Annotated in this window: 17 protein-coding genes; 13 read left to right on the top strand and 4 right to left on the bottom strand. The window is 38.7% G+C overall.

Going from position 1 to position 25,832, the window contains the following annotated elements:
• Positions 1–6: 6 nt before the first annotated feature.
• The 13 genes from PING_RS19300 (at position 7) to PING_RS00215 (ending at position 20,056) form a co-directional block, all read left to right on the top strand.
• Entirely contained in the window at positions 7–2,856 is a 2,850-nt protein-coding gene (locus PING_RS19300; RefSeq protein ID WP_011768458.1) for a DUF2169 family type VI secretion system accessory protein, read from the top strand.
• Complete coding sequence (locus PING_RS00160) at positions 2,857–3,903, top strand: pentapeptide repeat-containing protein (protein WP_011768459.1); 1,047 nt, start codon at positions 2,857–2,859, stop codon at positions 3,901–3,903.
• Positions 3,904–3,986: 83 nt separating this feature from the next.
• Complete coding sequence (locus tag PING_RS00165; protein WP_011768460.1) at positions 3,987–4,637, top strand: DUF3540 domain-containing protein; 651 nt, start codon at positions 3,987–3,989, stop codon at positions 4,635–4,637.
• A 21-nt stretch (positions 4,638–4,658) separates the two neighbouring features.
• Positions 4,659–5,072 (top strand): DUF4150 domain-containing protein, encoded by a 414-nt coding sequence (locus tag PING_RS00170; RefSeq protein WP_011768461.1) that lies wholly within the window; start codon positions 4,659–4,661, stop codon positions 5,070–5,072.
• A gap of 175 nt (positions 5,073–5,247) precedes the next feature.
• Complete coding sequence (locus PING_RS00175) at positions 5,248–8,871, top strand: type VI secretion system Vgr family protein (RefSeq protein WP_011768462.1); 3,624 nt, start codon at positions 5,248–5,250, stop codon at positions 8,869–8,871.
• Positions 8,872–8,894: 23 nt separating this feature from the next.
• Positions 8,895–11,825 (top strand): DUF2169 family type VI secretion system accessory protein, encoded by a 2,931-nt coding sequence (locus PING_RS00180; protein WP_011768463.1) that lies wholly within the window; start codon positions 8,895–8,897, stop codon positions 11,823–11,825.
• 5 nt (positions 11,826–11,830) lie between these two features.
• Positions 11,831–12,910 (top strand): pentapeptide repeat-containing protein, encoded by a 1,080-nt coding sequence (locus PING_RS00185; protein ID WP_011768464.1) that lies wholly within the window; start codon positions 11,831–11,833, stop codon positions 12,908–12,910.
• A gap of 43 nt (positions 12,911–12,953) precedes the next feature.
• Entirely contained in the window at positions 12,954–13,598 is a 645-nt protein-coding gene (locus PING_RS00190; RefSeq protein WP_011768465.1) for a DUF3540 domain-containing protein, read from the top strand.
• Between the two features lie 8 nt (positions 13,599–13,606).
• A complete protein-coding gene (locus PING_RS00195) occupies positions 13,607–14,017 on the top strand; it encodes a DUF4150 domain-containing protein (protein ID WP_011768466.1) in 411 nt (136 codons plus the stop codon).
• Positions 14,018–14,067: 50 nt separating this feature from the next.
• Positions 14,068–15,867 carry a HAMP domain-containing protein gene (locus PING_RS00200; RefSeq protein WP_011768467.1) on the top strand — a complete coding sequence of 600 codons (1,800 nt, stop codon included), beginning with the start codon at positions 14,068–14,070 and terminating at the stop codon, positions 15,865–15,867.
• A complete protein-coding gene (locus PING_RS00205) occupies positions 15,867–16,220 on the top strand; it encodes a hypothetical protein (RefSeq protein WP_011768468.1) in 354 nt (117 codons plus the stop codon). The genes PING_RS00200 and PING_RS00205 overlap by 1 nt, the downstream gene beginning before the upstream one ends.
• A gap of 255 nt (positions 16,221–16,475) precedes the next feature.
• A complete protein-coding gene (locus PING_RS00210) occupies positions 16,476–18,902 on the top strand; it encodes an MFS transporter (protein WP_011768469.1) in 2,427 nt (808 codons plus the stop codon).
• 11 nt (positions 18,903–18,913) lie between these two features.
• Complete coding sequence (locus PING_RS00215) at positions 18,914–20,056, top strand: D-alanine--D-alanine ligase family protein (protein WP_011768470.1); 1,143 nt, start codon at positions 18,914–18,916, stop codon at positions 20,054–20,056.
• Positions 20,057–20,314: 258 nt separating this feature from the next.
• On the opposite strand, the gene PING_RS00220 is transcribed toward PING_RS00215, so the two are convergent.
• The 4 genes from PING_RS00220 to lysA form a co-directional block, all read right to left on the bottom strand.
• Positions 20,315–21,520 (bottom strand): ABC transporter substrate-binding protein, encoded by a 1,206-nt coding sequence (locus tag PING_RS00220; protein WP_011768471.1) that lies wholly within the window; start codon positions 21,518–21,520, stop codon positions 20,315–20,317.
• 740 nt (positions 21,521–22,260) lie between these two features.
• A complete protein-coding gene (locus PING_RS00225; RefSeq protein WP_011768472.1) occupies positions 22,261–22,518 on the bottom strand; it encodes a hypothetical protein in 258 nt (85 codons plus the stop codon).
• Between the two features lie 1,157 nt (positions 22,519–23,675).
• Positions 23,676–24,503 carry a diaminopimelate epimerase gene (dapF, locus tag PING_RS00235; protein WP_011768473.1) on the bottom strand — a complete coding sequence of 276 codons (828 nt, stop codon included), beginning with the start codon at positions 24,501–24,503 and terminating at the stop codon, positions 23,676–23,678.
• Between the two features lie 52 nt (positions 24,504–24,555).
• Positions 24,556–25,821, bottom strand: a complete 1,266-nt coding sequence (gene lysA, locus PING_RS00240; RefSeq protein ID WP_011768474.1) for a diaminopimelate decarboxylase — start codon at positions 25,819–25,821, stop codon at positions 24,556–24,558.
• Positions 25,822–25,832 lie beyond the last annotated feature (11 nt).

The raw sequence follows: 25,832 nt of genomic DNA on the forward strand, positions 1-25,832 counted from the left end.
AAAAAAGTGAATATAATTAAACCCCTGCAACTTGCCGTACTGCATAAATCCTTTTCTTATTTAGAAAAGGATATTTTTGCGGTGTCCATTCCTATTGCTTTTTCCTTAACGGACGGCGAAATTTTACTTGAGCAAAAACTATGGGAAAGCGTAGGTGAACAAATCGGCAATAATATTTTTGATGCCGCCATGCCCAAAGCCTGTGCTGAAGTACTGGTTGCCGGTGATTTTATTGCGCCAAATAATAAAGCCGTCGCTGCCGGCTTGGTGCATTTGCAAGTGTCTCGTCAAGACCAGCGTGGCCAATGGCAAGACTTAGTGGATAAAGAGCTGCTGGTTTTTGGCGATCGAAACTGGTACAAACAATTAGGCGCGGGTCTTGCCAGCAGCTCCGCTGAGCTTATAACTACTATGACCATAAGCTATCAAAATGCTTATGGTGGTGAAGGTTATCAATTAAACCCCGAAGGAAAAGGCTTTAAACCGGTACAGACAGATACGGGTGAAAAGCAATTTTTACCCAACATTGAATATAAAAATCAATTGTTAACCTCATCGTCACAACAAGTGCCGCCTGCCAGTTTTGGCCGGGTTGATATGATGTGGCCGCAACGTTTATCCCTTGCCGGCACCTACGATCAGGCTTATCTTGATAACCAAATGCCGGGCCTCGCGAATGATATCGATTGGTTATATTTTAACGATGCCGCTAAAGATCAGTGGCTTGATGGTTTTTTTCAAGGTGACGAGCAGTATTTTATTAGCAATATGCATGCTGAGCATGCAGTGCTTAAAGGGCAATTACCGCCCATTTACGGCCGTGCCTTTGTAAATCAAAACGTGCCGCTAAAAGATAATAACCAGCAAATGACCGGGGAATACCAAAATGAGTTTAAAGAAATAAAAACTAAATTGGACACGCTGTGGTTATTTCCTAATGCCAATATGGGGGTGATGATCTATCGCGGTACTATTAAAGGTTATAGCGATGACGGCTGTGATATTACGGCGTTATTATTAGCTTGTGAAAACCGCAATGATACGCCTCGTCATTTACAGCATTATCAGGATCAACTCACTAAAAGGTTAGATCCTGATCACGGTTATAAATATATGCTGTTTTCATCCCCATTGATTGCCGAGGGCATGCGTTGTGGTTTTAAACAACTGCAGGATGATTTTGATTTCCCATTAGAAATGCTTGGTAAAGCCAATATGGATGAATTTGCTGATACTAAAAAAGCCGAGGCTATGTTGCAAGTCGACGATGCCAAGCTGCAAATTATTGAGCAATGTAAGGCCGCAGGCGTGGACCCAACACCCTATTTAGATAAAATTAACAACCCTGAAAAAGCCCCTGAGCAGTTAAAAATAGAAGCCTTAATGGAAAAAATGGCACCGGGTATAGTGACCGATCCGGAAAATATCGATATTTTTAATATTGATTTATCGGTGATGGATGAAATTAAAGCTTATACCGATGAAATGGCCGCGCAAAAAACAGCCGAAGCAAAAGCGCAAATCAAAGTGGAAGTCGAAAAATTAAAAAGTATGCCCGATGTCCATTTATTTGCTGATGCAATTGCAAAAATGGAAAATGCGATAAATGAAATAGATTTACCTCCAATGTGGCCACGTCCTGATATAAAAGGGCAATTGGTTGAAGTCAAAAAGCAAGTGGCAGAGACAGAAAAAAAAATAGCGGATCTTAGAGCGCAAGGCGTGTCTGAGGAACAGTTACCAAAAATAGATATTAATATTGAAAAGATAGAAAAACAATTGTTAGATGCTGAAGTTAAGTTAAAAGAAACCTATGCGATGGGCGCGCACTTAATGCCAACAAGCCGTTCACCGCACCCCGGGCAGGAAGCGCAAATCAAAGCGGATTTTTTACAAAAGTGGCGCACCGGGCAAGCGCTGACCAATGGCGATTATGCTTGTATTGATTTAAGCGGTGAAAACTTAGTGGGCATTGATTTAAGCGGCTGTTATCTTGAGGGCGTGAACTTTAGCCATTGTGATTTAAGCAATGCTAACTTAGAAAAATCCATATTGGCAGGGGCGAATTTAAGCAATGCGAAGCTGATTAATGCCAATTGCCAGGGGGCCAATATTGGCGCGGCTAATTTAAGCGATGCTGATTTTAGCGAAGCTAACTTAAGCAAAGCACAACTGGGCGGATCAAATTTCACCCGGACTCAACTGCTGCGCTGTGAAATGCCTGAAATTAACTTTTTAGATACCACCTTTGAACAGACCGTTTTTAATGGTGCGGTGCTTAAACAATGTAATTTTATTAACCCCATCTTTAATAACTGTGAGTTTATCGGCACTGATTTAACTCAAGTTAATATGGTAAAGCCGGTATTAGTGCAGGCCAATTTTAGCCAGGCGACCCTTGATGGCGCAAATTTTGTTGAAGCGCAAGCCAGTGAAAGTGATTTTAGCCAGGCTCAAATGATCAATAGCCGTTTTGTGGGTGGCTGTATATTAAATAACAGTAATTTTAGTCAGGTGAACTTAAGCAAGTCATGTTTACGTGAAAACCAGTTAAACCACTGTGACTTCTCTCATGCACAATTAGCGGAAGCCGATTTTAGTGGCGCAGAGCTGGCTGATAGTCAGTTTGTAGGGGCCAAAGCTCACCGGACACAATTTATGAAATCACAATGTCAAAATGCTGATATGCGCGAGCTGAATTTAATGGAAGGTTCGTTATATAAAGCCTATTTAGTGGGAGTGACGTTTGATCGAGCCAACTTATACTGCGTTAATTTTATTGATAGTACATTAGGTAATAATAGTTATAAAGACGCTAATCTTGATCAAACTATTTTAAAAAATTGGCGGCCATAAATGTTAAAAGATGAGTTAATAAAAGCTGTAAAAGGGGGCGAGCCCCTGATTCAAGGCAGCGATTTATCGGGTGGTGACTACCAAGGCGCTGATTTAGGTGGCGGTACCTTTGAGTCGGTAAATTTTTCGGGGGCTGATCTGACAGGTGCCAAATTAAAAGAATGTAATTTTATTAATTGCACTTTTACTAAGGCAAAACTGGATAGTGCAAATTTAATTTTAGCCAATTTTATTGAGCCCAATGGTGAGGGGATTAGTATAAAGGGCAGTGATTTACGGCTGGCTAATTTTATTGATGCCAATTTTGCTCAGGCGGATTTATCCGATGCCAATTTAGAAAATACCAGTTTTATTAATCCTAACCTTAAAGCGGCAAAATTGATTGGTGCAAAATTAACGCAGTGTCATTTTATTAACGCTAATTTAGAGCAGGCTGATTTTTCCAACGTTATTATGTTTCGCGCTAATTTTATTGAGGCACAAGTTCAGGGGATTGTATTTACCGGTGCGCACTTAGAGCTGCCTTTTTTTATGAAAGCTGACTTTACCGGTTATGATTTTACTAATATAAAGATGATCAAACCGCAGTTCCAAGAAAGCATTTTAGTGGAGGCAAATTTCAGCAATATGGACATCAGTCATGCAGGTTTTATGGAGGCGAATTTAAGTAAGGCGAATTTTTCCAATGTAATAGCCAAAGAAGCCAACTTTATTAAAGCGAACCTGCACCAGGCTAACTTTGTGAATGCCCAAATGCCCCGTGCGTTATTTCAAGAGGCAAACTTAACTAAAGCTTATTTTACTAATGTTTATGCTGAGCAAACGCTGATGGTTAAAACCGATTGTACGGGGGCTGTTTTTGCGGGCGCTGATTTCACTTACGCGGACTTCAGCCATGCAATCTTAACGGAAGCTGATATGTCGGGTACTCGGTTATTCTCAACAAATTTACACGAAATTATTGAACAGAAAACCAACTGGCAAAATGCCAGCAGGCAGCTTGCCAAAGAAACGGATGAAATGAAAAAAAAGGCCGAAAAATGGTAGTTAGTGGCAAAGTTGCCAATTGAATATAAGCCCATAATAGGCACTGTACTTATTAAATAAATTCAGACCAAGGGGGTCTAACCATGGCAAATGTATTACCAATACATCAACAAGCAACAGTAACAGAAAACGAATTGGCGACAATTCAAGGTGGTTTTGCTAATGATTACATGGTGTTATCAGAGCGTGGCGTTTTTCGTGCAAATAAAGCCTATAGCTGTTTAGTGCAGCCTATACCCGGAGATAAAGTGTTAATCGCTAATATTGCTGACGAACATTATATTTTAGCGATTATTGAACGGCCTGAGACTAATAATATGACGCTTTCCTTTCCCGGCGACGTTGCCTTTGAGGCAACTTCAGGTGCACTAAAATTAACCTCTGGCAAACAAATGTCACTGACGAGCGCAGAAAAGATCCAATCTACCTCGACTGAAATAGGGATCAATACCGCTAACATGAAAGTTCAAGCTAATGAATGTTCTGTGGTGGGTGATAAAGCCGTTAGCCAGTGGCGTGAGGTTAACTCCTTTAGCAGTGCCATGAATTTAGTCACCGATCGTTTAACACAGCGCATTAAAAACAGCTTTAAAACCGTTGAAGGCTTGGATCAACAAACCAGCTTGAATTTTTTACAAACCATAGGAAAAACTTTATCTATTCGTTCACGCGATGCAGTTATAACGGCAAGAAAAGACGTTAAAATTGACGGTGAACGAATTCATATGGGTTAACCTTTACACTAGGAGATAATAATGCCTTTTTGGACGACACAAATGTGCAGTATAAATTTTGCATTCCCCAATGTTTGTATAACCCCTATTCCTACACCTGTAGGGCCTATCCCAGTGCCTATTCCCTATCCGAGTATAGCAATAACTTGTACGGCTATTCCGTCACAGGTGAAGGTAATGGTTATGGCTATGTTCACTCACAATATGATGACCATTACGCCGATGAGTAATGGTGACAGTACCGGTGTATGGATGAATCCTTTATCCGGTATGATAATGGGACCACAAAAACAATTAATGGGCAGTATTAAGACCTTCGTTGGCGGTTTACCGGTTAACAAAATGTTAGGTTTGTCCGGGCAAAATGGCATGATGCCCGGCGCTTTTGGTCTGACCTTGAGCCCGTCACAAATTAAAGTAATGAGCATGGTTTAATAAATTAAACCCTTCTGCGGGAAAAACAGGGTGGCTTGATGCTGTTTTGCATTGGCAGCATTACTGGGCAGATGCTGCTTTTTTTTACTAGAATAGCAACACTAAGCAGCAGCTTCGATAAAATCATTTACTGGTAATAAAAGGTAATAAAAGGTAATAAAAAAGGACTTTGTGTATGAGCCAATATCATTTCAAATTCATCTGTCAGGGCCATGATTCGCAAGACAAGGATTCGCCAGACAGTGAGCTGACATTATTAAAATTTTCTGGTCAGGAAGGTATCTCCCGGTTATTTAATTTTACATTGGAGCTTAAATCCACTGATCTTAATTTAGATGAAGACAGCTTACTGGATAAACCCTGCCGAATAGAAATTTATGATGGCAAGCAAGCTAAACCTATTCGTATTATTCATGGTTTAGTCAATGAATTTGAAGATATTAACTACCTGCCTGACTGCACCTTATACCGCGCGACTATTGTCCCTAGAATCTGGCAGCTCGGATTGTTTGAAACCAATGAAGTGTATTTAAACGAAACCATTGAGCAGACACTGAGTGTTATATTAGAGGAAGCCGGCTTTATTGAAAATCAAGATTTTCGCTTTGAACTTGCCCGTACTTACCGTAAATGGCCCTTCAGGCTGCAATACAACGAAACCCATTTAGATTATCTGCAGCGCATTATTGAGCGTGAGGGAATTTATTATTATTTTGAGCAAAGCGACAGTGCCGAGGTGATTGTCTTTTGTGATAATAACCAGGCATTGCCGTCAATCGCCCAGCCCGACCAAAGCAGTAAAATTGTGTTTCAGGCCAATAGCGGTATTAATGTGGCAAGCAAAGCAAACACAGTGACCAATATTATCTGTAAACGCCATACGCTGCCGAAAAAAGTGACATTACGTGATTTTAATGACGAAACGCCCTCCTTAGATATTCGTGGGGAGCATATTATTAATAATCGCGGCAGGGGAGAAATTAACCTTTACGGATTAAATATTACTTCACCCGAAGAGGGGCAGCAATTGGCGGAAATACATGCCAATGCTTATTTAAGCCGTCAAAAAGTGTATATCGGTGAGAGTGATGCGGCGACTATGGTGATAGGTCATACTTTTAAGCTTAGCGAGCATCCTCGAGACAAGTTTAACCAGTTAACCTATTTATTAGAAAGTATTGACCATGAAGGTACTAATTTAAATCAATATCAGGAATTACACCCGGAAACAGATCTTGTGGTGAATTACAGCAACAGTTTTACCGCGCTTTCAACTGAGCATGACTTTGCCCCGAAAAGACAAACGCTCGCCCCTGAGATTAACGGTACATTGAATGCGGTTATCGATGCTGAAGCGGATTCCGGCTATGCGGAGCTCGATGCGTTCGGCCGTTACAAAGTCAAATTGCCCTTTGACCGAAAAGATCGGTATGGCGGCAAGGCTTCACATTGGGTACGTATGATGCAGCCCTATGGCGGCGCAAATGAAGGCATGCATTTTCCGCTGCGCAATAATACCCGGGTATTATTGGGCTTTATTGGCGGCGATCCGGATCGACCCTTTATCAGCGGCACTATTAATGACAGTGGCGACCAGCAGAGTATTGTCACCGCTGAAAATCAAACCAACAATGTTATAAAAACCGCCTCTGGTAATAAAATAGAGCTGGAAGATAAAGAGGGAAAAAACCGCATTAAACTGCAGACGGGGGATAATCAAACCTATATGCACTTAGGGGCACCCAATCATGATGGTTCGGGGTATGTGATGGTGACAGGGGGGATAGAGCGCAGAGATATTGGCGGTGGTCAGAGAGTAGATATTAGAACGGTACCGGAGACCTTAAATGCTCCTGCATATTCTTCAGACGAAACTTACAGTCTTGGAGATTTAGTTCGTCATAGTGGAAAATTTTATAAATGTAACACTGCAATTATTACAATTGAATCGTTTGCTAAGACAAAATGGGATTTTGTAGCGAATGTAGGGAACAGTGTAACTGCTTATTCGAATAGTAGTACTTATACTGTCGATGATATCGTTAGTCATAACGGTAAATCATACAAGTGTACTACCGCAATAGATCCTGCAGAGGGGTTTACCGCTTCAAAGTGGAGTGTGATTGGAAGTGTAGCTACTTATTTGAATACTAATACTTATGTTCTTAATGATATTGTTAGTCATAACGGTAAATCATACAAGTGTACTACCGCAATAAATTCGGGAGAGGAGTTTACCGCTTTAAAGTGGAGTGGAATACATTTATTTAGAGCTTCAGTGGACTCTGCTTCTGCATTCATTAGCCCCCATGATGAATATTCAGGTAAATATATTATTTCACGAATCAATGGAGAGCAACATAATTACAATGTAGGTAATAGATTTAATTATTATGCTACGGCTTCCGATGGTACAGGTGTTTTTACTCCGAATAGCGCTAATAAACACTTTTTCTTTGGTAATAATTGGGAAGTGCATCATTCGGCTCACGGTAGTATCGAAATTGATAGTCTTAGTACAATCATGGAGCAATATGGTCTGGCGGGGGTACTTGACTATGCAGGAAACCCTTTACCCGCGTCCGAACAAGCTGATATTGATAAGGCTCAAACCGCTGCAGATAATGCTCTAACTACAGCTCAATATAATCGAGATAACCCAGTATCTTCAGATAAAATTGCTGGTCTTGATAAGGCTGTTACTGCGGCTAAAAAAGCCGCAACAACAGATGCTGTTAACGCTACTGCCAAATGGTACAAATATTTAGAAAAAGGTCGCGTTAGTGTCGCGCAGCACGATACTTTCACTGCGCAAAACGGTAATATTTTCGATTTTGGTGGTTACTGGAATTATAATTTGGGTAATAGTTATGAGGAAAATACTATCACTCAAGGTAATACAGAAATTAATCGTGACAAGTTAGACTATGACTGGTGTGATATTGGAGGACCCAACTGGACGGTATTAACACCACCATCTGACGCATTTTCAAAATTTGGTAACCCTGACCTTACTGGTTTCATAGGTAGTACTAATATGGGAAAAAACATAGATGGTCATACCTATGATTACAGTACGAATACTCATGGTATTGAGATAAACCATAAATGTAATTCTTTCGAACTTTCTGTCGGAGGAGAAAGCAGAGAAGTTAAATATAACGGTGAGGGGAAGAAGACCTATGAGTCTAAGTCCGGCGCAGGAAAATCAGAAGAATGGAGCTGGACACCTGGAGGGGAGTGGGGTACTTATTCTAAAAGTGTTTTTACCGATGAAGATGGTAAGTATAATGAAAGTAAAAATTTTTTAAATTACACACAAACTTCTTATGAAACATCTAGCGAACCGGCACCGGGAGCTAAATTTAGTTTTAAAGCGGATTATTTACCAACGCTAGAAATGAAAATGGAAGTGGACGTAGGCGAAACGAAACTCTCTACACATATAGGTGTCATGTCAAATGAAGTTGATATAGACCTTACGGCTATCAGAAACGTTATCAAAGTTGAAGGCTTTTTATTAAATACCGAGAATATTTTAGCTCTAGAAACAAAATTCGATTATGGCGGAAAATATAAGAACTTTAGCTTGGTCGCCGATTTTAATCTGGATACTGTTAGGCTTCAACTTGAAAAAAGAGCCGCGGTTATTGAGATGGCAGTATATGAATTAAGTGTAAAACAAAATGCTAAAATTGCACTCAATGCAGGAAATATTGCAATAAATAAAAAGGATATAGAAGTAAACAAGAGTAGCATAAAAATAAACAGTACAGATATTATGCATCTTATTTTTTAACTAATTGGATATTCATTTAAAGAATGAAAAGTATTAAAAGCCTGCAGGCTTCATTATTAACCAATACTTTTAAGTATCAGCAGAAGCACTTTTTTGTTGCATCGACTTTATGGGGCTTCTATCTCGATTCGGGTGAGGCTGTCCTGGAGCAGACATTATGGCCCATTATCGCAGCTAATCTGGGTAAAGATAGTCTGTTTGATGAGGCGTTCAAGAAAGACGCCAGTGAATTTGTGGTGTTTGCCGATGCCTTTGCACCTCAGCTGCAACCCGCTCCTCGAGTGGATGTGTCAGTTAGTTTGGCCGAGATTACAAAAATCTTAAATGTCTATGGTGAGCGCTACTGGCAGGGTTTTGGGCCCTCTCCGGCAGATCCTTTTATGCAAATGCCGCTCAGTTATGAGCATGCCTATGGCGGACAAGCGCACCTTTATAATAAAGACGGAAAAGGCCTGCCCGGCAATGATTCGAATGAGGTTTTACGCTTTTTAGCCAACATTGAGCACCCTGATTTTCCTGTCATTTCGAAAAAAATTCCGGATAATAAAAGCGCCTATACCCCCCAGGGTTTTGCTGCTATTAATAGCGAGTGGCCACAGAGAAAAAATTTATATGGCACCTTTGATGATAATTATCTGCAAAACCATATGCCGGGCTTAGCGCCGGATATTAATTGGGATTATTTTCACACTGCGCCGCCGGATCAACGCTTTGACCGTTATTTAACCGGCAATGAACCCTTTTGCATAACCAATATGCATGAAACCATGGCTGAAATTAAAGGGAACTTACCCGGGGTTGTCGGTCGCTGTTTTATCGAGCAGGAACTCCCCTTAAACGCGCTTGAGCAAGGAGAGTTAGCTCAGTATTCAGATGCCCAAAAACGTGATGATAAATTGGTGCTTTTTAAGGAGATCCCCCTAAATCTAGACACGGTTTATTTTTTCCCCAATGACAATATCGGCATTGTTGTGCACCGCGGCACGATCGAAATTAATCATCCTCAGGCTAAAGATATTAAAAAGCTCTTAGTGGCGCATCAAAGTTTAACTGAACCGGCTAAACCCAGCGCTTTTTATCAGGATCAACTGCAGCTGCGCTGTGACCCTGAAGACGGGTTTAAGTATATGATGTATTCGGCGCCTTTAATCCCTGAAGATGTGACTTGCGGTTTTAAACAGCTTCTAGGCGATGAAGAATATAAGCAGGTCATGGGCGATAATCTGAGCGCCTTTGCTGAGGGAAAAAAACAGCAGGCCGAGCAGGAAATGGATGAGGCTATCGACAAACAAGTCGCGGAATTAAGAGCCAATGGCATGGACAAACAAGCCGATGAGTTATTAGATAAAATAAAAAATCCGCCTCAGGATATTGAATTGCCCGAAGATGCCAAAAAACTGCAGGCCTTAACCGATAAAATATTACCGGGTATAAGCGCTATGAAAGAGGCACCGAAACTTGATGATCTTGACCTGACCAAGCTAAATCTCAAAGCCATGGATGAAGTGCAGGCACATATGGAGGCGATGGCCGAAAAACAAAAAAAAGAAGCGTTATTAAAGGTCGAGCAGCAACTTGACGAATTAAAGCAGCAAGCCGCGCAGCAGCCTGAAATGGCAGAGCAGCTCGACCCGTCAATAAAACAGCTTGAAGAGATGTTGGCAAGTATTGATGCTATTCCGGTCTTAACCCGTCCCGATACTGTTGAGCAAGATACTCAGCTAAGTGCTCAGCTTGCACAAGCCGCAGAGCAGTTGACCGAGCAGAAAAAAATGATGGCGGAGCATAATATTGAGTTAAGCGCGGAGCAGCAACAGCAAATGACCGAGCTCGAGCAGCTGTTAGATAATAATGAAACGCTGTCGGCGCAAATGGCAGAGGCCAATGACTTTATTAATGACAGTTATTTAAAAGGGGCGCATTTTATAGCAGAGTCCAGCTCTCCCCATAAAGGTAAAGAGCCTGAGCTGGTGGCGGCGCTGTTAGATAGCTATAATGCAAAACAAGTGATCACCGCGAAAGATTTCGCCTTTTGTAAACTAACGCAGCAGAAATTCAAACAAATAGATTTAAACCATGGTTTTTTTGAATACAGTGAATTAACTCATATTGAATTTGAACAGGCTGATTTAACGGCCATTAATTTAGCTCATGCCAAATTATCGAATGTGAGCTTTGATAACTGTGCGATTGAAGGGGCAAATTTAGGCGCGGCAGAGCTAACCGCTTGCCAGTTTAAAAATATGAAGCTGATTGAGATTACTTTGGCGCATTCGAGTTTAATTGATTGTGAATTTACCGACTGTGAGTTTGGTGAGCGCATGGATATGCTCCTGGAAACCAAGCTGCTCCGTTGTAAATTTGTAAATTGCACCTTTTTGAAACTGAACTTTATTGAACTGGATTTAACCGGCTGTGAGTTTATTGATTGTGATTTAAGCGAATCTAATTTTATTAAACCTATTTTGACCGATGCTAGCTTTACAGGCTCGACCTTAAATGGCACCAACTTTGTAATAGCAGAGCTTAATAACAGCTGTTTTGAACGGGCAAGAATGAAAAATACCCGTTTTGTTGGCGGGTGTTTATTAAATGAGGCCTGTTTTAATTTTGCCACCATTAATGAAACCAATTTACGGGATTGCCAGTTAAACAACTGTGATTTTTCCGATGCGGATATCAGTAAAAGCGATTTTGGTGAATCGAGTATTAAAAACAGCCAATTCAACTGCACTATTGCCAGGCAAGTACAGTTTATCGACAGTAACTTGAATGGCAGCCAGTTTAAAAAAGCGGATTTTATGGAGGCTAATTTAATGCAGGCGGATATTCGCGGCTGTAATTTTTCAGGCGCGAATCTTTATGGTGCCAGTTTTTTAAATGCCACTCTGGGCAGTACTTCATTTTATGGCGCTATATTAGAAAACACCCTATTAAAAGACTGGAGACCCTAACGGATATGGCAAAGCAGACAAAACTTTCTAAACAAGCCTTACAAAATAGAATTAAAGGCTTAAGTGACGAACCGCCCGCGATAAGTGAGATTGATTTTTCGAATCAGGATTATCGTGGTATTGATCTTTCCGGCGGCGCTTTTAGCAAGGTTAATTTTACAGAATGTGATTTTAGCGGCGCTAACTTGCAACAAGCTACTTTTGTTGAATGTAATTTAAATAATGTGAACTTTAGCCGCAGTCAGCTTGCTGGTTGTAATTTTGTCAAGTGTACGGCTAATAAAGCACTTTTTCATTCGGCCATGGGTGAAGGGGTGAATATTATTGAAAGTGATTTTAGTCTGGCGGTATTTGATGGCTGGTTATGTAAACAGCTGAATGTGGTTGAAAGTAATTTGAAGGGAAGTCATTTTCAAGGCTGTCATCTCTTTGAAGCAAACTTTATCACCTGTCAGCTAAGCCGTTCTTATTGGGTAAACTCAGTGCATTATCGCAGTAACTATATTGACTGTGAATTTGATCAGGCTAATTTTGACCAAGCTGAACTGGAATTAGTCTTTTTTCAAAATGCTAACTTTGATAACTTTGATTTTACTAAGGTGGTCATTAAAATTTGTCAATTTAGAGAAAGCACCCTGCAAAATGCTAATTTTTCGCACTGTGATTTAACCCAGTGCGGCTTTATGGAAGCCAAGCTTAATAGAACCAATTTTAAGGGTGCTATTGCCAATAATGCCATGTTTATCAAAGCACAAATTAACAACAGTGATTTTAGAGATTGCCAGTTGGAACAAGCGTTGTTTAATGAGGCAACAGTCAGACAAAGTAATTTTGCAAAGGCAAAATTAGTGCAGGCACAGTTTACCGATGCGGATCTCTCACAAAGCAGTTTTGATGGCTGCGATTTAACCTATGCCGATTTTTCCAATGCAAATTTAAGTGGCGCTTTAATCAGTCATGCCAGCTTATTTCGAACTAACCTGCATTGTATTATTGAAGAAAAGACGAATTGGTTTGGCAGTAATAAAAGTCTCACATTAGCCACGGACAAAAAGAAACAGGCAGCTGAAAATTTTAGTAAGTAGTCAGTCTGTAAATATGTTATAAAAGATAACTAAGGAAATGATTATGCTTAATAATGTTATTTCAATGCATTCACCGACAACAGCTTCTCTGTTTTCCGGTCATGTGAAAAAAGAAGTAAAAGATGTGTTTATTGTGCAATCGGAGAGTGGTGTTTTTCCGGCTAAGCATGCCGCAAGCTGTTTGCTGCAACCCGAGGTGGATGACAAAGTATTGCTGAGTATGACCGATGGTGAGCTGTATATTCTTGCTATATTAGAAAAGTCATCACAGAAAAGTAAGCTTAAATTTAAAGGGGATGTCTGCTTGGAAAGTGATGCTGGCCTCTCGTTAAGCAGTGCTAAAGCGCTGCAATTAACATCGTTACAATCAGTTTCTCAAATCGCACCAGAAATAAATACATTATCAAAAAAACACACTTTAACCACAGAACAGTTATCGGCACACAGTCAAAAGATGACCGTTAAAAGTGAACAGGTGCAGGCGCATGTAAAAGAGCTGCATGGTATGTTTGAACGGGTTTACCAAAAAGCGGATCAGGTTATTCGCTGGGTTGAAACCATTGAAACCCTCAATATTGGCAACTGGGTGCAGAATATTAAAGGCACCTTGAATTCCCGCGCAAAAAATCAGGTGATCACCGCCAAAGGTGATATAAAAGTCGATGCCGAACGCATCCATATGGGGTAGGACAGTTTATGTTTGCAAAAACTCAAATGGGCGGACTGGACTTTGCCATGCCTGATGTATGTTTAACGCCGATTCCATCACCCGTGGGCCCTATTCCTGTTCCTATTCCCTACCCGAATATTTCAATACCCATGATGGCAATTCCTACTCAGTTTAAAGTATTGACCGTTTGTATGCCGAATCATAATTTAATGACGATGACCCCTATGTCAAATGGGGATAATAGTGGCCTGATGATGAATCCATTATCAGCCATGGTAATGGGGCCCAGTAGAAATTTAATCGGCAGTTTTAAAACCTTTATAGGCGGTATGCCGGCAACCACTATGCTTAAACCTACGGGACAAAATGGTGTTAGCCCGGGTGCCTTTGGCATGAGTTTAGCGCCTAGCCAGGTCAAACTTCTGATTATGGCGTAGTCCGTCATGTTCGTCATAATATTTAATAACAGTACGGAAGGACTTAATAAATGAAAACCTCTTTTGGGATAAAATTTGGCATATTGATGCTGTTTGCAATGACAGCATTGGTTGGCAGCATGCTGGTGTTTTTTTATCAATATAGCAATACCATGATGAAGAAAGATCTTCAGGATAAGATTCTTGATGTTACACGCACAGGCGCTTTTATTTTAAAAGAGGAAGATCGTGAGTTAATTGAGACGTTTCGGAATCAGGTATACACCCTTTTACCCGCTGATTATAAGGATCGAGTTGATCGTTATATTAATAAAGAAGGAAAAGGCGAGCTTTTAGATTCTGATGCTTATGAGCAACTGCAATATGAGGTTGATTTTCATTATATAGTGCAGTTGTTGCGACGTATTAAGGAAGGAAGCAAAGATCAAGTTAATAAGTTATCTCTATTGCCTCAAAAAAAAATTGATGAAGCAGGCGCTTCAAAAATAGCCTGGACTTATCTTTTGGTAAAAATCCCAGATATACCGGTTGAAAAATCGATGATGTTTCTTGCCTTGTCTTTTTATTTGGCAGATGATAATTATGCAGCAACTCCGATTAGCACATTATATACTCCCGATGATGCATCCTTAACGGCAATTAAAGGTAATATTGGTATTTCTAAAGATTGGTACGTAGGGGCTGAGTCTGGAAATACTGTTATGTCGGCGGTAATTCCACTGAAAAATGAACAGGGTGAAGTTATTGCAGCATTGGGGGTAGATTATCTTGTTGGTAGTTTTAGAGAGCGTATTGCTGAGCAGAAATTCGTTAGCATGATTGTGTTTGTTGTCGTAGTTGCTATTGCTCTGGTTTTGATTTTTTTTATAACAGCTTGGATTTCAATTCCACTATCAAAACTACGGATAGGTGCAGAGCAACTTTCTAAGCATGATTTTGAACACCGAGTGGATATCAAAAGTAATGATGAATTTGGCCTGCTGGCAGATACCTTTAATAAAGTGAGTGATGAGCTAGGGAAATTTACCCGGGATTTGGATGGCATCGTTAAGGCAAAAACAGCAGGATTAACCAAAGCAAGAGAAGAGGTGGTCGCGCTTAATAATATTCTTAATCAAGAAAATGCCCATCTTGGCGCAGAGGTGAAAAATCTTATTGCATTAAGAGAGCGTACTCTTCCTTACTTAAATCAAAAATTAAAAGTGAATAATTATGAAATCACTTTTAATTATCTGCCTTCTCAGGCCGTATGTGGTGATTTCTGGCAGGTTAAGAGTGATAAAGAGTGCACAGATATCTCCTTCGGCTTTATTTCTGGTTACGGCCTTGAAACAGCTATGATGGCAATGCAGATTCAAAGTTTATTTAAAGTCGCTGATGGGAATAATAGTAAGAGGTTAAGTGTAATTAATGACTTCTTGTTTGAGCAAGGGGACTCTATTAACCTGAAGCTGTTATGTAAGTTACTTTTACTTCAGATAAATGAAGATAATATAACTTTGTCGGGAAGTGGAGAGCCTCCCATAAGATTTTCACCCAATCAGCAGGCGTTTATTAAGCTTACTGGCTCATTGCCCCTAGGTGTGAATAGAGATATCACAATGGAGTCTGTGCAGCTTAGTCTGCACCGTGGTGAGGGGTTGTTGCTATATAGCGCTGGTTTCAAGCTGGCATTAGCTCACCTTGCCAAGTCAGAAGGTTATGAATTGCAGGCACAGGATATTATCCATCTGAGTGGGATTTTGGGTGAAAGTAGTGGAAATATAATGGATAAATTTACTGAACAGCCGTGGTTTGATGATTTTAACCAGGATATTAGCTTTATCCTTATTAATCGTAAAGGAAGCTAATGATGCATGCTTTATCAGTGAATGCTTGTTATCAATTTATTGAAGAAGAGCATAAGTTAGTTTTTAAAGCTGATGCGGGTTTGTTCCATTTAACGGATATTCAAAAAGCGCAACGATTTTTAAAATTTCTTAAGCGTAATAAAGTAACGATATTGCAACTGGAAATAGATAAACTGCAGACACTTGATTCCAATTGTGAGTCTTTCGTTTATCAGATAGGCTGCTATTTTGCAAAGAATAAGCAGAGCAGCTTTTTGATTCAGGCCAATGGTGATAACGAAACACAAAATAACTTAATTCGTAATTTGTTAGTCATAACTCCTGCTGCAAAAGTGACTTTTGTTGTAAGTTGAACAAGAATGTTTGTGTGCACCAATATTCTTTTAAGCTTTTTTGAGTCAAGTATTAGCTTTATTAATTGGTCGGGGCGCTTATAAGCCTAGAAAGATCTCATCTTTAGTGTGCTCAGTAAAGCGTTTTACAGTCGCAAAATAGTAGGATATGAATTTCATGAAAATGAGTGTGGAAAGTGGCTTGAGCTATTTAGGTCGCTTATAATAAGGTAAATTTTTAATGATATTGAAGTATAAAGAGGGAGTTAGAGGAAAATGAAAGTAACATTAAAAAAGCTAAAAATTTTTTGGGCTGCTTCAGCAATTATTGCTCTTTCGCTTACTCTTAATTTTCTTCTCAATATGTCGTCGTTTGAGGATGTTTATAAGAGCACTTTGATTTCGAAATACAAGCAGATAAACAGAAACTTAAATACAAAACTAGAAGCAGCCGTTAGTTATGGTAAACCTTTATATAAATTTAGTGGAATTGATGATCTTATAAATGAAATTATAAGCAAAGAAGAAGATGTAACAAATGTTTTTGTAACACTGAAATCAGGACAAGTTTTGTACAGTTTTGATAAAACATATATCGAAAAACATGTGCTAAATGAAATTATTCCCGGGGAAAAAGAGTTGAACTCCGAGGAGAAAGTAAGTGTTTTTAAAATAGAGAATAATTACTTTCTTGCTTCACCAATTTATTATGAAAATTCTGAGATAAAAGGTTTTTTATATATAGAATTTAATACAAAAGTAATTACCGATAAAGTAATGGTGGTGATTAAAGAGAGCATTAATTTTGTTGCTGTCGTTCTTATTATTTCAATGTGTTTACTGCTTGCTCTTATAATGCTGCTTGATATGAAAAGCAACAGGAAAAATTTTATAGTCATAATGGCAATTATTACTGTTTCACAGTTTTCTTATTCATATATAAATATTCAACATTTTGAAAACCGTTATCTGCTGCTTTTAAATCAGAATGTGTCAAATTTTGCAGAGAATATTGAAGACGAGATTGTTTATTTTAATAATTTGGGGCTTCCTATTCAGAGACTGAAAGGGTTTGAAAAGTACCTCGCAAAAGAAATTCAGGAAGTGCCTGGCTGTTTAGAGGTATACGTTACAGATAAAAATAACAACGAGCTTTTTTATGCTGATGCAAGCGGGGATAATAGAAGCAGGTACCAGAACAAACGGGGAGAAGTTTTTTACGATAAGAATCAGGCAAAGTATTACCAAACACTCAGGGTTGATCTTGCAGGCCAGGATAGTGGAAATATTATACTGCGATTAAATGATTCGCTTATCAATAAAAAAATAACAGAACAAATACTGGATGCTGTGACCATTTTTGTCATATCTCTTATTATAAGTTACAAGATTCTCCTGCTTGTTTCAATACAGAGAAAGCAGACTTTAGATGGAAGTGAGGAGGGAAAAACCAGTCCGACTTTAGATGGAAGTGAGCAGGAAAAAAACACTCCGAAAAAAGATACAAATGTTGTGATACAGCTTTTGGCATTTATTTTTTATTTTGGTGAAATGCTTCCAATCTCTTTTATTCCGTTGCTGGCTGCTGATATGTACAAAACAGAATCGCTGAGTTTCCTGGGAATGTCGGAAAGTATGATCATAGGACTTCCTATTACTACCTATATGTTGGGAGCGGCAATTTTTGTACTTGTTATTGGTTTCTTCGCAGGAAAAATCTCAGAGAAGAAAATATTTGTGGGTTGCTCTTTATTTCTTGTGATCGGTGCTTTTGGTGCGGCATTCTCAAATGACATAGGGCTACTATCGTTCTTCAGATTTATATCAGGGCTTGGATATGGTGGAATATCAATAAATGCCACTTCATTAATTCTTCGTATATTCAAAAAAAATGGAAATGTTGCAACAGGTTTTGGTTATTGGGCAAGCGGATATGGTGCAGCAGCAATATGTGCACTTCCAATCGGCGGAATCCTTGTATACAGATTTGGATTTTTTTATGCACTTGGAGTATCTGGAATTATTAGTGTAATTCTGATGTTATTTGCAATATTCTTTATACATTTTCAACAAACAGAAAAAACTGAACCTAGAATTGAGCCTAAAACTGAAAAAACCAAACTTCATCTAAATATATTTAATGATCGGAATGTATTTGCAAACTTTTTTTTCAGGCTGGTTCCTTTTCACCTTGTATTTATAGGAATATTTCAGTTTATCATGCCGCTTACTATGAATAAGGAAGGAATATCCGAGGCAAATATTGGAAGAATTCTGACAATATTTGGGTTGGTCTATCTGCTTATGCCCTTTGTGAGCAAATTAGTTAATAAAGTAAAAAATGATAGAATGTTTATTGCTTTTGGAAGTATGTTGATAGGTGTAGTACTCTTGACGCTCAAATTTTCGGATAATATTGTTGCATTTATATTTGTAGTTGCTGGGATATCACTTGGAAGTATGATCGCTGATGCAGCAGAAGAGTCATTTATTACTTCAACAAAGAAAGCAAAAGAGATTGGAGAAGTAAAATTTATGAGTATCTATAATTCCTATGAGAGACTTATAATGGTTTTTGCACCTTTACTCTGTAGCTTTGCTGTAACGCAAATAGGTTTTTCAGATAGTATCTTTGTTATTGGTTTGTTCACAATGGCATCATCTGTCGCTTATTTATTTATAAGTAAAAAAAATCCACAATAGGTTTAATTATTATGTCAGATAGCAGAATGAAAGTAGCAGTTGTTTTTGGTGGTAAATCTACAGAGCATGATGTGTCAATTATTTCTGCAGGACATATACTTGCAAATATTGATATGGAAAAATATTTTGTTGAACCATTTTATGTTAAGAAAGATGGGACATTTGCAGATCACCAAGAATTAACACTTTGCCTAGAAAATCTATTAAATGAGCATAGAGATAAAATCTTTCCAGCAATGAAAGAAGGTGAAATTGAGCTGAAAAAGTGGATAGCCAAAGGTACTTCTTCAGATTTTTTAGGCGGAATTGCTGGGAAAAAATTTGATATTGTGTTTCCTGTGCTTCACGGACTAAACGGAGAAGATGGAACCATTCAAGGAATGCTTGAATTCATGGGAGTACCTTATGTTGGCTGTGGTGTAAGTGCATCTGCTTTTTGTATAGATAAAGAAGCCACAAAGGTAATATGCCAGGTAAATGATATACCTGTGATGGATTATACTGCAGTAAAAAAATATGAGTGGGAAAATTCAACAGAAAATATAATCAATGATATTCAGAAAAAAATGAATTACCCGTTTTATGTAAAGCCTGCGAGACTCGGTTCTTCAATTGGTATTTCAAGAGCGGAAAATACTGTTGAACTTAAAACTTCACTTAAAGACGCATTTAAATATGACTGCAAAGTGGTAGTCGAGCAAGGAGTTGAGTCCCCTAGGGAGCTTACTGTTGGTGTGATGGGGATTGATGACCAAGTATCATTAAGTGCAATAGGTGAATTTAGCCGTGGGAGTAATTTGTATTTTAATTTTGATTCAAAATATGGCAAGACCGGCCATAAAGGGCTTGTGCCTGCTCCGCTGGAAGAAAATATACAAGAAATTATAGAAAAATATTCTCATCTGATTTTTAAAAAATTTGAGTTATCAGGTTTTGCAAGAATAGATTATTTTTTATGTGGTGACAAAGTGTACCTGAATGAGATCAATACGATGCCAGGATTTGAAACGGGTGATACTTTTATGCGAATATGGCAAAATAAAGGCGTGGATATGCAAAAATTTATTGATAAGGCAATAGAGTACGGGGTTTTAAGCTTTCATAGCAAATCAACAAGGTTATATGAAATAGAGATTAAGAGCTTAATAGAATAATACCGGGTTGGCTCTGCCTTGTATAAAGCACCCATAAATTGCTGCAAAAATGCACATAGTAGTTCGGCAACCATTTATGCATACATGAGACAGTAAATTGAATGCCCTATTTGACCCCTACGTAGGCAACGATCTCATGATTGTGGAAATAAGTATGTTCTAGGACTCAATTTTTTAGAAATGCTGGTCATCATGAATAGAGTGATGAACAGCATTTCATGAATTATGAGGGCTTAAGACATCAAGTATTTTCGAAGATCACTGGTATATTTCATCTGCACTTCTTATAATATCAACAGGCAGGTCATATCCTATTTTCTCTGTTGTTTTAAGGTTTATGGAAATTTTAGGCATTTTTTCATACCTCTGATCTAAAGTACTCGGTGTTTCCCCCTTTAAAATACGTGCAAGTTTTTTTGCATTGTAAAGGCCAGTTTCTTTCCCGGACACTCCTATCATTACACCTTTTTTTACAGCCTGAGCCCCTTCCATAGTAAAAGAAGGCAGCTTGTAATCAATCAGCTTATTTACAACATTGGGAAGGTTTTCAGGTTCTAGTCCGCCAGATATTCCAAGAAACATGGCTTCAACTTTTGGAGATACTCTGTCCATTGCTCTCAGGTACATGCCGTATGCTTGATGGTACTGTTGTTGTGTAGGTTCAGTCATTACATCGTTATCTACTACTAGCTTTATACCATTCTCTTCTGCTACTTTTTCCACATCATCCACAGCGGCATACCATCTGCCGTTTTCACTATTTTCATATATTATTCCCAAGCTTTTAAATCCGATCACTTTATAAAATAGCCTTACCTGTCTGATATACTGATTGGGATCAATTCTAGCGGTTAAGAAATCTTTTCCTGAGTTATCTATTGATTCAACAAACCCAGAACCAATAGGATCAGACACTGCATCCATTAAAGTTGCGGTGCTGTATTCCTTGTTCTCAAGCACCTTATGACTTGCAAGTGTCCCCAATAAAATAACTGCATCAAATTCTCCGTCTATTGCTCTTTGCATTACTTTTTTAAACTGCGGATCTGATGCATTATTTTCATCTGCTCGAAAACTAAAAAACGTGTCCGGAGAGAATTCTACATAGTCACTATAGTCTTTCCCATTTATCCCGTTAATAAGCTCTCTGTTGGAAGTGTAGTTATCTTTGACAACGACATTATTTTCTTTTATCCAGCCTGTAAGCTGCATCCCTTGGAGTATTGCGGTCAGTACTTCATAATATTCAGGATAGTCATCACTCTGTATGACAGCTATTTTATACTTTCCGCCACCCAATTTCTGTTCCGGACTAAAAGAGTCTTTCGTTTTATCTGTCTTTTTTATTTCAGTTTGGAATTTTGGGCTATCTTCTTTAAAAATAGATTTTATAGAGTCTTCCGAGTTGCAGCCAAATAAAAACACACAAAAAACTGTAAATAAAAGCTTTGTAAATTTATTCATTTTATTTTCTCTCTTTGCTTTGACGTTTTCTGCGTTCTGTGAGAAACCGTGTTTCTCACTTGCTTATCTTCTGATGTAAAAGGCTAGACTCTATTTTCCGTACTCTAAGCTCAGAACCTGGAACATAAAAAGTTGCGATGTAAATTTGACTAAGTTAGTGTAAAAAATAACTCTGTTATATATAGGTATGGAATACGGGTTATACCACTGATTGTTAATATGTTGCATATTTTCCCGTTTTTCTCTCATACTCTACTGTTTCCATAAGCTGTATTATAATGGCTCTGTTCCCATTAATTGTTATTATCATTGTAACCGCTTAAATTACAGTGTGTAGCATCAGCAGTATTTTCGTACGACTAGCACATTATAATCCCTACCATGTAAGGTTTGAGTAGGTATGTCTAATTTATTCGCTATTGTTACCCAAAAAAGCTAAAAATTCAGATTTTTTATCTATTTCGAATAGTTAATTTCATATGTTGTTTTGCTTCCAAAGTTGTTGTTGCGTGGTTATTTGAAAAATATAGTTTGTTTTTGTAATACGCGTGCCGTGGAAATTTTAATATAAGTTATTACACTATTTAGACATTACTAGAAGACGCTTAATTTATTCGCTTTGCAGGCTTTTCTTGCCCTTCATCATAAGTACTGTGAGCAATCGGCATCACAAAGCACAATAGGGTGTTTGGAAATTTCTTAGCTTCTTAATGATGTAAGTATCGATAACAGCGATTTACTTATCCAAAACTGATATTTATATCGTTGTTTTTTATTTTCAATGTATCTGTGCTGTCATTGACTATCTCAATCTCTCTTTCCCAAAAATATTGAAGATATTTGTTGTTATTATAAACAGGTATGACTTGTTTTAATTGCCAGCCTACTCCTTCTGGCCGAGGTAAATCGTAACTGCCAAACCCTTTATAATTATTGTCGTTACCCTTAATAGATGGGCTTTCCCCAATCGTCATTTTAGTTTCAAAATCCATTTTCAAGAAGTATCCCCTTTTGTTGATCTGTTAGAACACCAGATTATATCTGAATTTTCAATCTTTGTTGTTGATCCTTCCATTCTATCCTGAACACTGCGCACAGATATTCGTTTTTTACATTTAGAAACAATCAAGGCTTTTCATCTGCAATACAAAAATCAGGGCGAATTTTAAGCCAGAGCTTAATGGCTATAATGGCGCGCTCAGTGATAGGCAGCAGGCGCTGCTTGCTACTTTTACCTGTCACTATACCCTTTCACTGATAATTTCAGATCTGCCAAGTTAATACTCACTCACTAAGCCTTAATCTGGAAGAGCACATTAATTCGATCGCTATAAACACCCTGTTCAAGAGATTGAATCGACATGAAAAATTAATTAATGGAATTGGTCTATGTTATCGGTAGGGTGGGCTCCGCAAGAGGCAGAAATCGGTGCGTGGACCCCACTCTACGGGCTGTTCCATCGCCAATGTATTGCACAAGTCAGGTAATTAAATGCGATAATTTAGCCAATTTTGTATTTAAAGACGATGTACTTATAGTTAATCAGGTTAGTCGAGCATGGAATAATGTTAAGCATCAGGTCGAAAAGGTAAAAACACTCTGCCAAAGGGAGTGGGCAAATCTGATCACTTAATTAATGCCTTTGGTATAAGTCGCTCTTTTTTCTCAATCTCAGGCAGCTGGGATATCTCATCGACAGATATTTTTTAGGTAATGGGTTGTGTGTCAGATGTTCAAATTGTACTAATTAACTAATTAACTAACTAACTAACTAACTAACTAACTAACTAACTAACTAACTAACTAACTAACTAACTAACTAACTAACTAACTAACTTAGGAAATAGCGTAAAGCGGAGATTTTGGTGGTGATAGATCGTGTTTTAATGCCTTAACCAGCAAGCGTAAATGGTGACTGTCTAAATCGCACCCGTTATTGATCTGTTTTTTTTTAACAGAAAAATAAACTCGGCCAGATTGCATTGGTAATTTTTTATGGTGACTGGGCTTAAACCACTCACGGTCTTACTCCAGCCAAAAACAAAAAAGTGTAATTCATCACTAGCAGGGGAAAAATCACACTTTTAAGAATAACCAAGGCATCTCCATATGTGCTTTCTAGATCTGGAAATGCTTTGCCATATCGAGTGGCGACTAAATTTGAATCTGTCCATCAAAGACAAAATCAGCTGTGCCGGTCATTTTTACACTTTGTCCGGGTTGCCAAAATAAGCGCAGTTCACCGCCAGGTAATTCAATAGTACAGTGGGGATTTAATTTATCCTGTAATTGACCCACGACGGCCGCCGCACAAGCTCCAGTGCCACAGGCTAATGTTTCACCTACCCCTCGCTCCCAAACTCTTAAGCGGGCATGATCGCGACTTTTTATTTCTAAGAAACCCACATTGACCTTGTTGGGAAAACGTTCATGATTTTCTAATAACGGACCTAAGGTTTCAACCGGAGCGTTATCAATATCGTCAACCAACACCACACAATGTGGATTACCTATTGATACTACTCCGCATAGAACAGTATGGTCTTCTACACGGAGAATATAAGTTTTTTCCTCTTTCTGAGCTTCGAAAGGTACTTTTGCAGGCTCTAGAATAGGTTTACCCATATCCACAGTAATATTACCGTCATGCTCAATTTTGAGCTGAATTTTGCCCTTGGCGGTACTGACGTTAATAATCCGCTTTTGTGTCAAACCTTTCATTTTAACAAAACGGGCAAAACAACGCGCACCATTACCGCACTGCTCTACTTCACTGCCATCTGCGTTAAAAATACGATAATGAAAATCAAGCTCAGGATCATAGGGGGGCTCAATCATTAATAATTGGTCAAAACCAATACCAAAATTACGATCCGCCAAACGGCTGATCGTATCTTTAGAAAGGAATACATTTTGCGTGACGTTATCAATGACCATAAAGTCATTACCCAAGCCGTGCATTTTTGAAAATTGAATATTCATTATTTCTCGTTGTTGAAATTAAGCCAAAGCAGGTTTCACTTTGTTAAATCTATTATATTGGTAAAATGTGCTCTCCGCGCCATAAATCTTTAAGCTCTTCGCGTTCACGCACGATAAAGGCTTTTTCGCCATCGACTAATATTTCGGCAGCGCGGCAACGTGAGTTGTAGTTAGAGCTCATGGTTGAACCATAGGCGCCTGTACTGCGGATAACCAGATAATCACCTTCAGCTAAAGCAAGCTGACGTTCTTTGCCTAAAAAATCACCCGTTTCACAAATAGGACCAACAATGTCGTAGCTGCGTACGGGGCGATCTTGGCCATCCTGATAGTCCGTATTTAGCGGGATAATATTTTGCCATGCACTGTATAACGCCGGACGGATTAAATCGTTCATCGCTGCATCGACAATGGCAAAGTTTTTGTAGTCATTCAGTTTTAAAAATTCAACTTTAGTTACCAGTACACCCGCATTGGCCATAATAGCGCGGCCAGGTTCAAAAATAAGTTTGAGACTGCGACCGGCCATTCTATTAATGATTGCGGTCATATATTCAGCCGGCTCTGGTGGCGTTTCGTCATCATAAGGCACACCTAACCCACCTCCTAAATCCAGATGAGAGATAGTAATGCCTTTTTCCGCTAATAAATCGATTAAAATTAACAATTTGTCTAAGGCTTCAATAAAGGGCGCTATTTCAGTTAACTGCGAACCGATATGGCAATCTACGCCTTTTATTTCTAAAAATTCAAGATCGCTCGCTATTTTATAAACGTCTAGCGCTTGTTCAATTTCGATACCAAATTTATTCTCTTTTAAACCGGTAGAGATATAAGGATGAGTCCCTGCATCAATATTAGGATTAATGCGGATTGAGATGGGAGCTTTAACATTTAGCGCTTTGGCAACACTATTAATGCGGTACAGTTCCGAAATAGATTCAACATTAAAACACATAATATTTGCTTGCAGTGCCGCTGATATTTCGATTTCCGTTTTACCTACGCCTGAGAAGACGATTTTTTTCGGATCTCCACCGGCTTGAATCACCCGCATTAATTCACCGACAGAAACGATATCAAATCCGGATCCCATTCTAGCCATCAGGTTTAATACAGCCAAGTTAGAGTTTGCTTTAACGGCGTAACAGATTAGATGGGGGTGTTTTCCTGCTGCGCTATCAAAAGCTTGCCAATGACGCTCGATAGTTGCACGTGAGTAGATATAGGCAGGTGTCCCTGTTTTTTTAACAACTTGCTCTACAGGTAATCCTTCAACAAAAAGACGGCCATCATTTTGATAATTAAAGTGATCCAATTGTAAATCCT

Origin of the sequence: Psychromonas ingrahamii 37, from assembly GCF_000015285.1 — a bacterium.
In the GTDB taxonomy this organism is placed as follows: Bacteria; Pseudomonadota; Gammaproteobacteria; order Enterobacterales; family Psychromonadaceae; genus Psychromonas; species Psychromonas ingrahamii.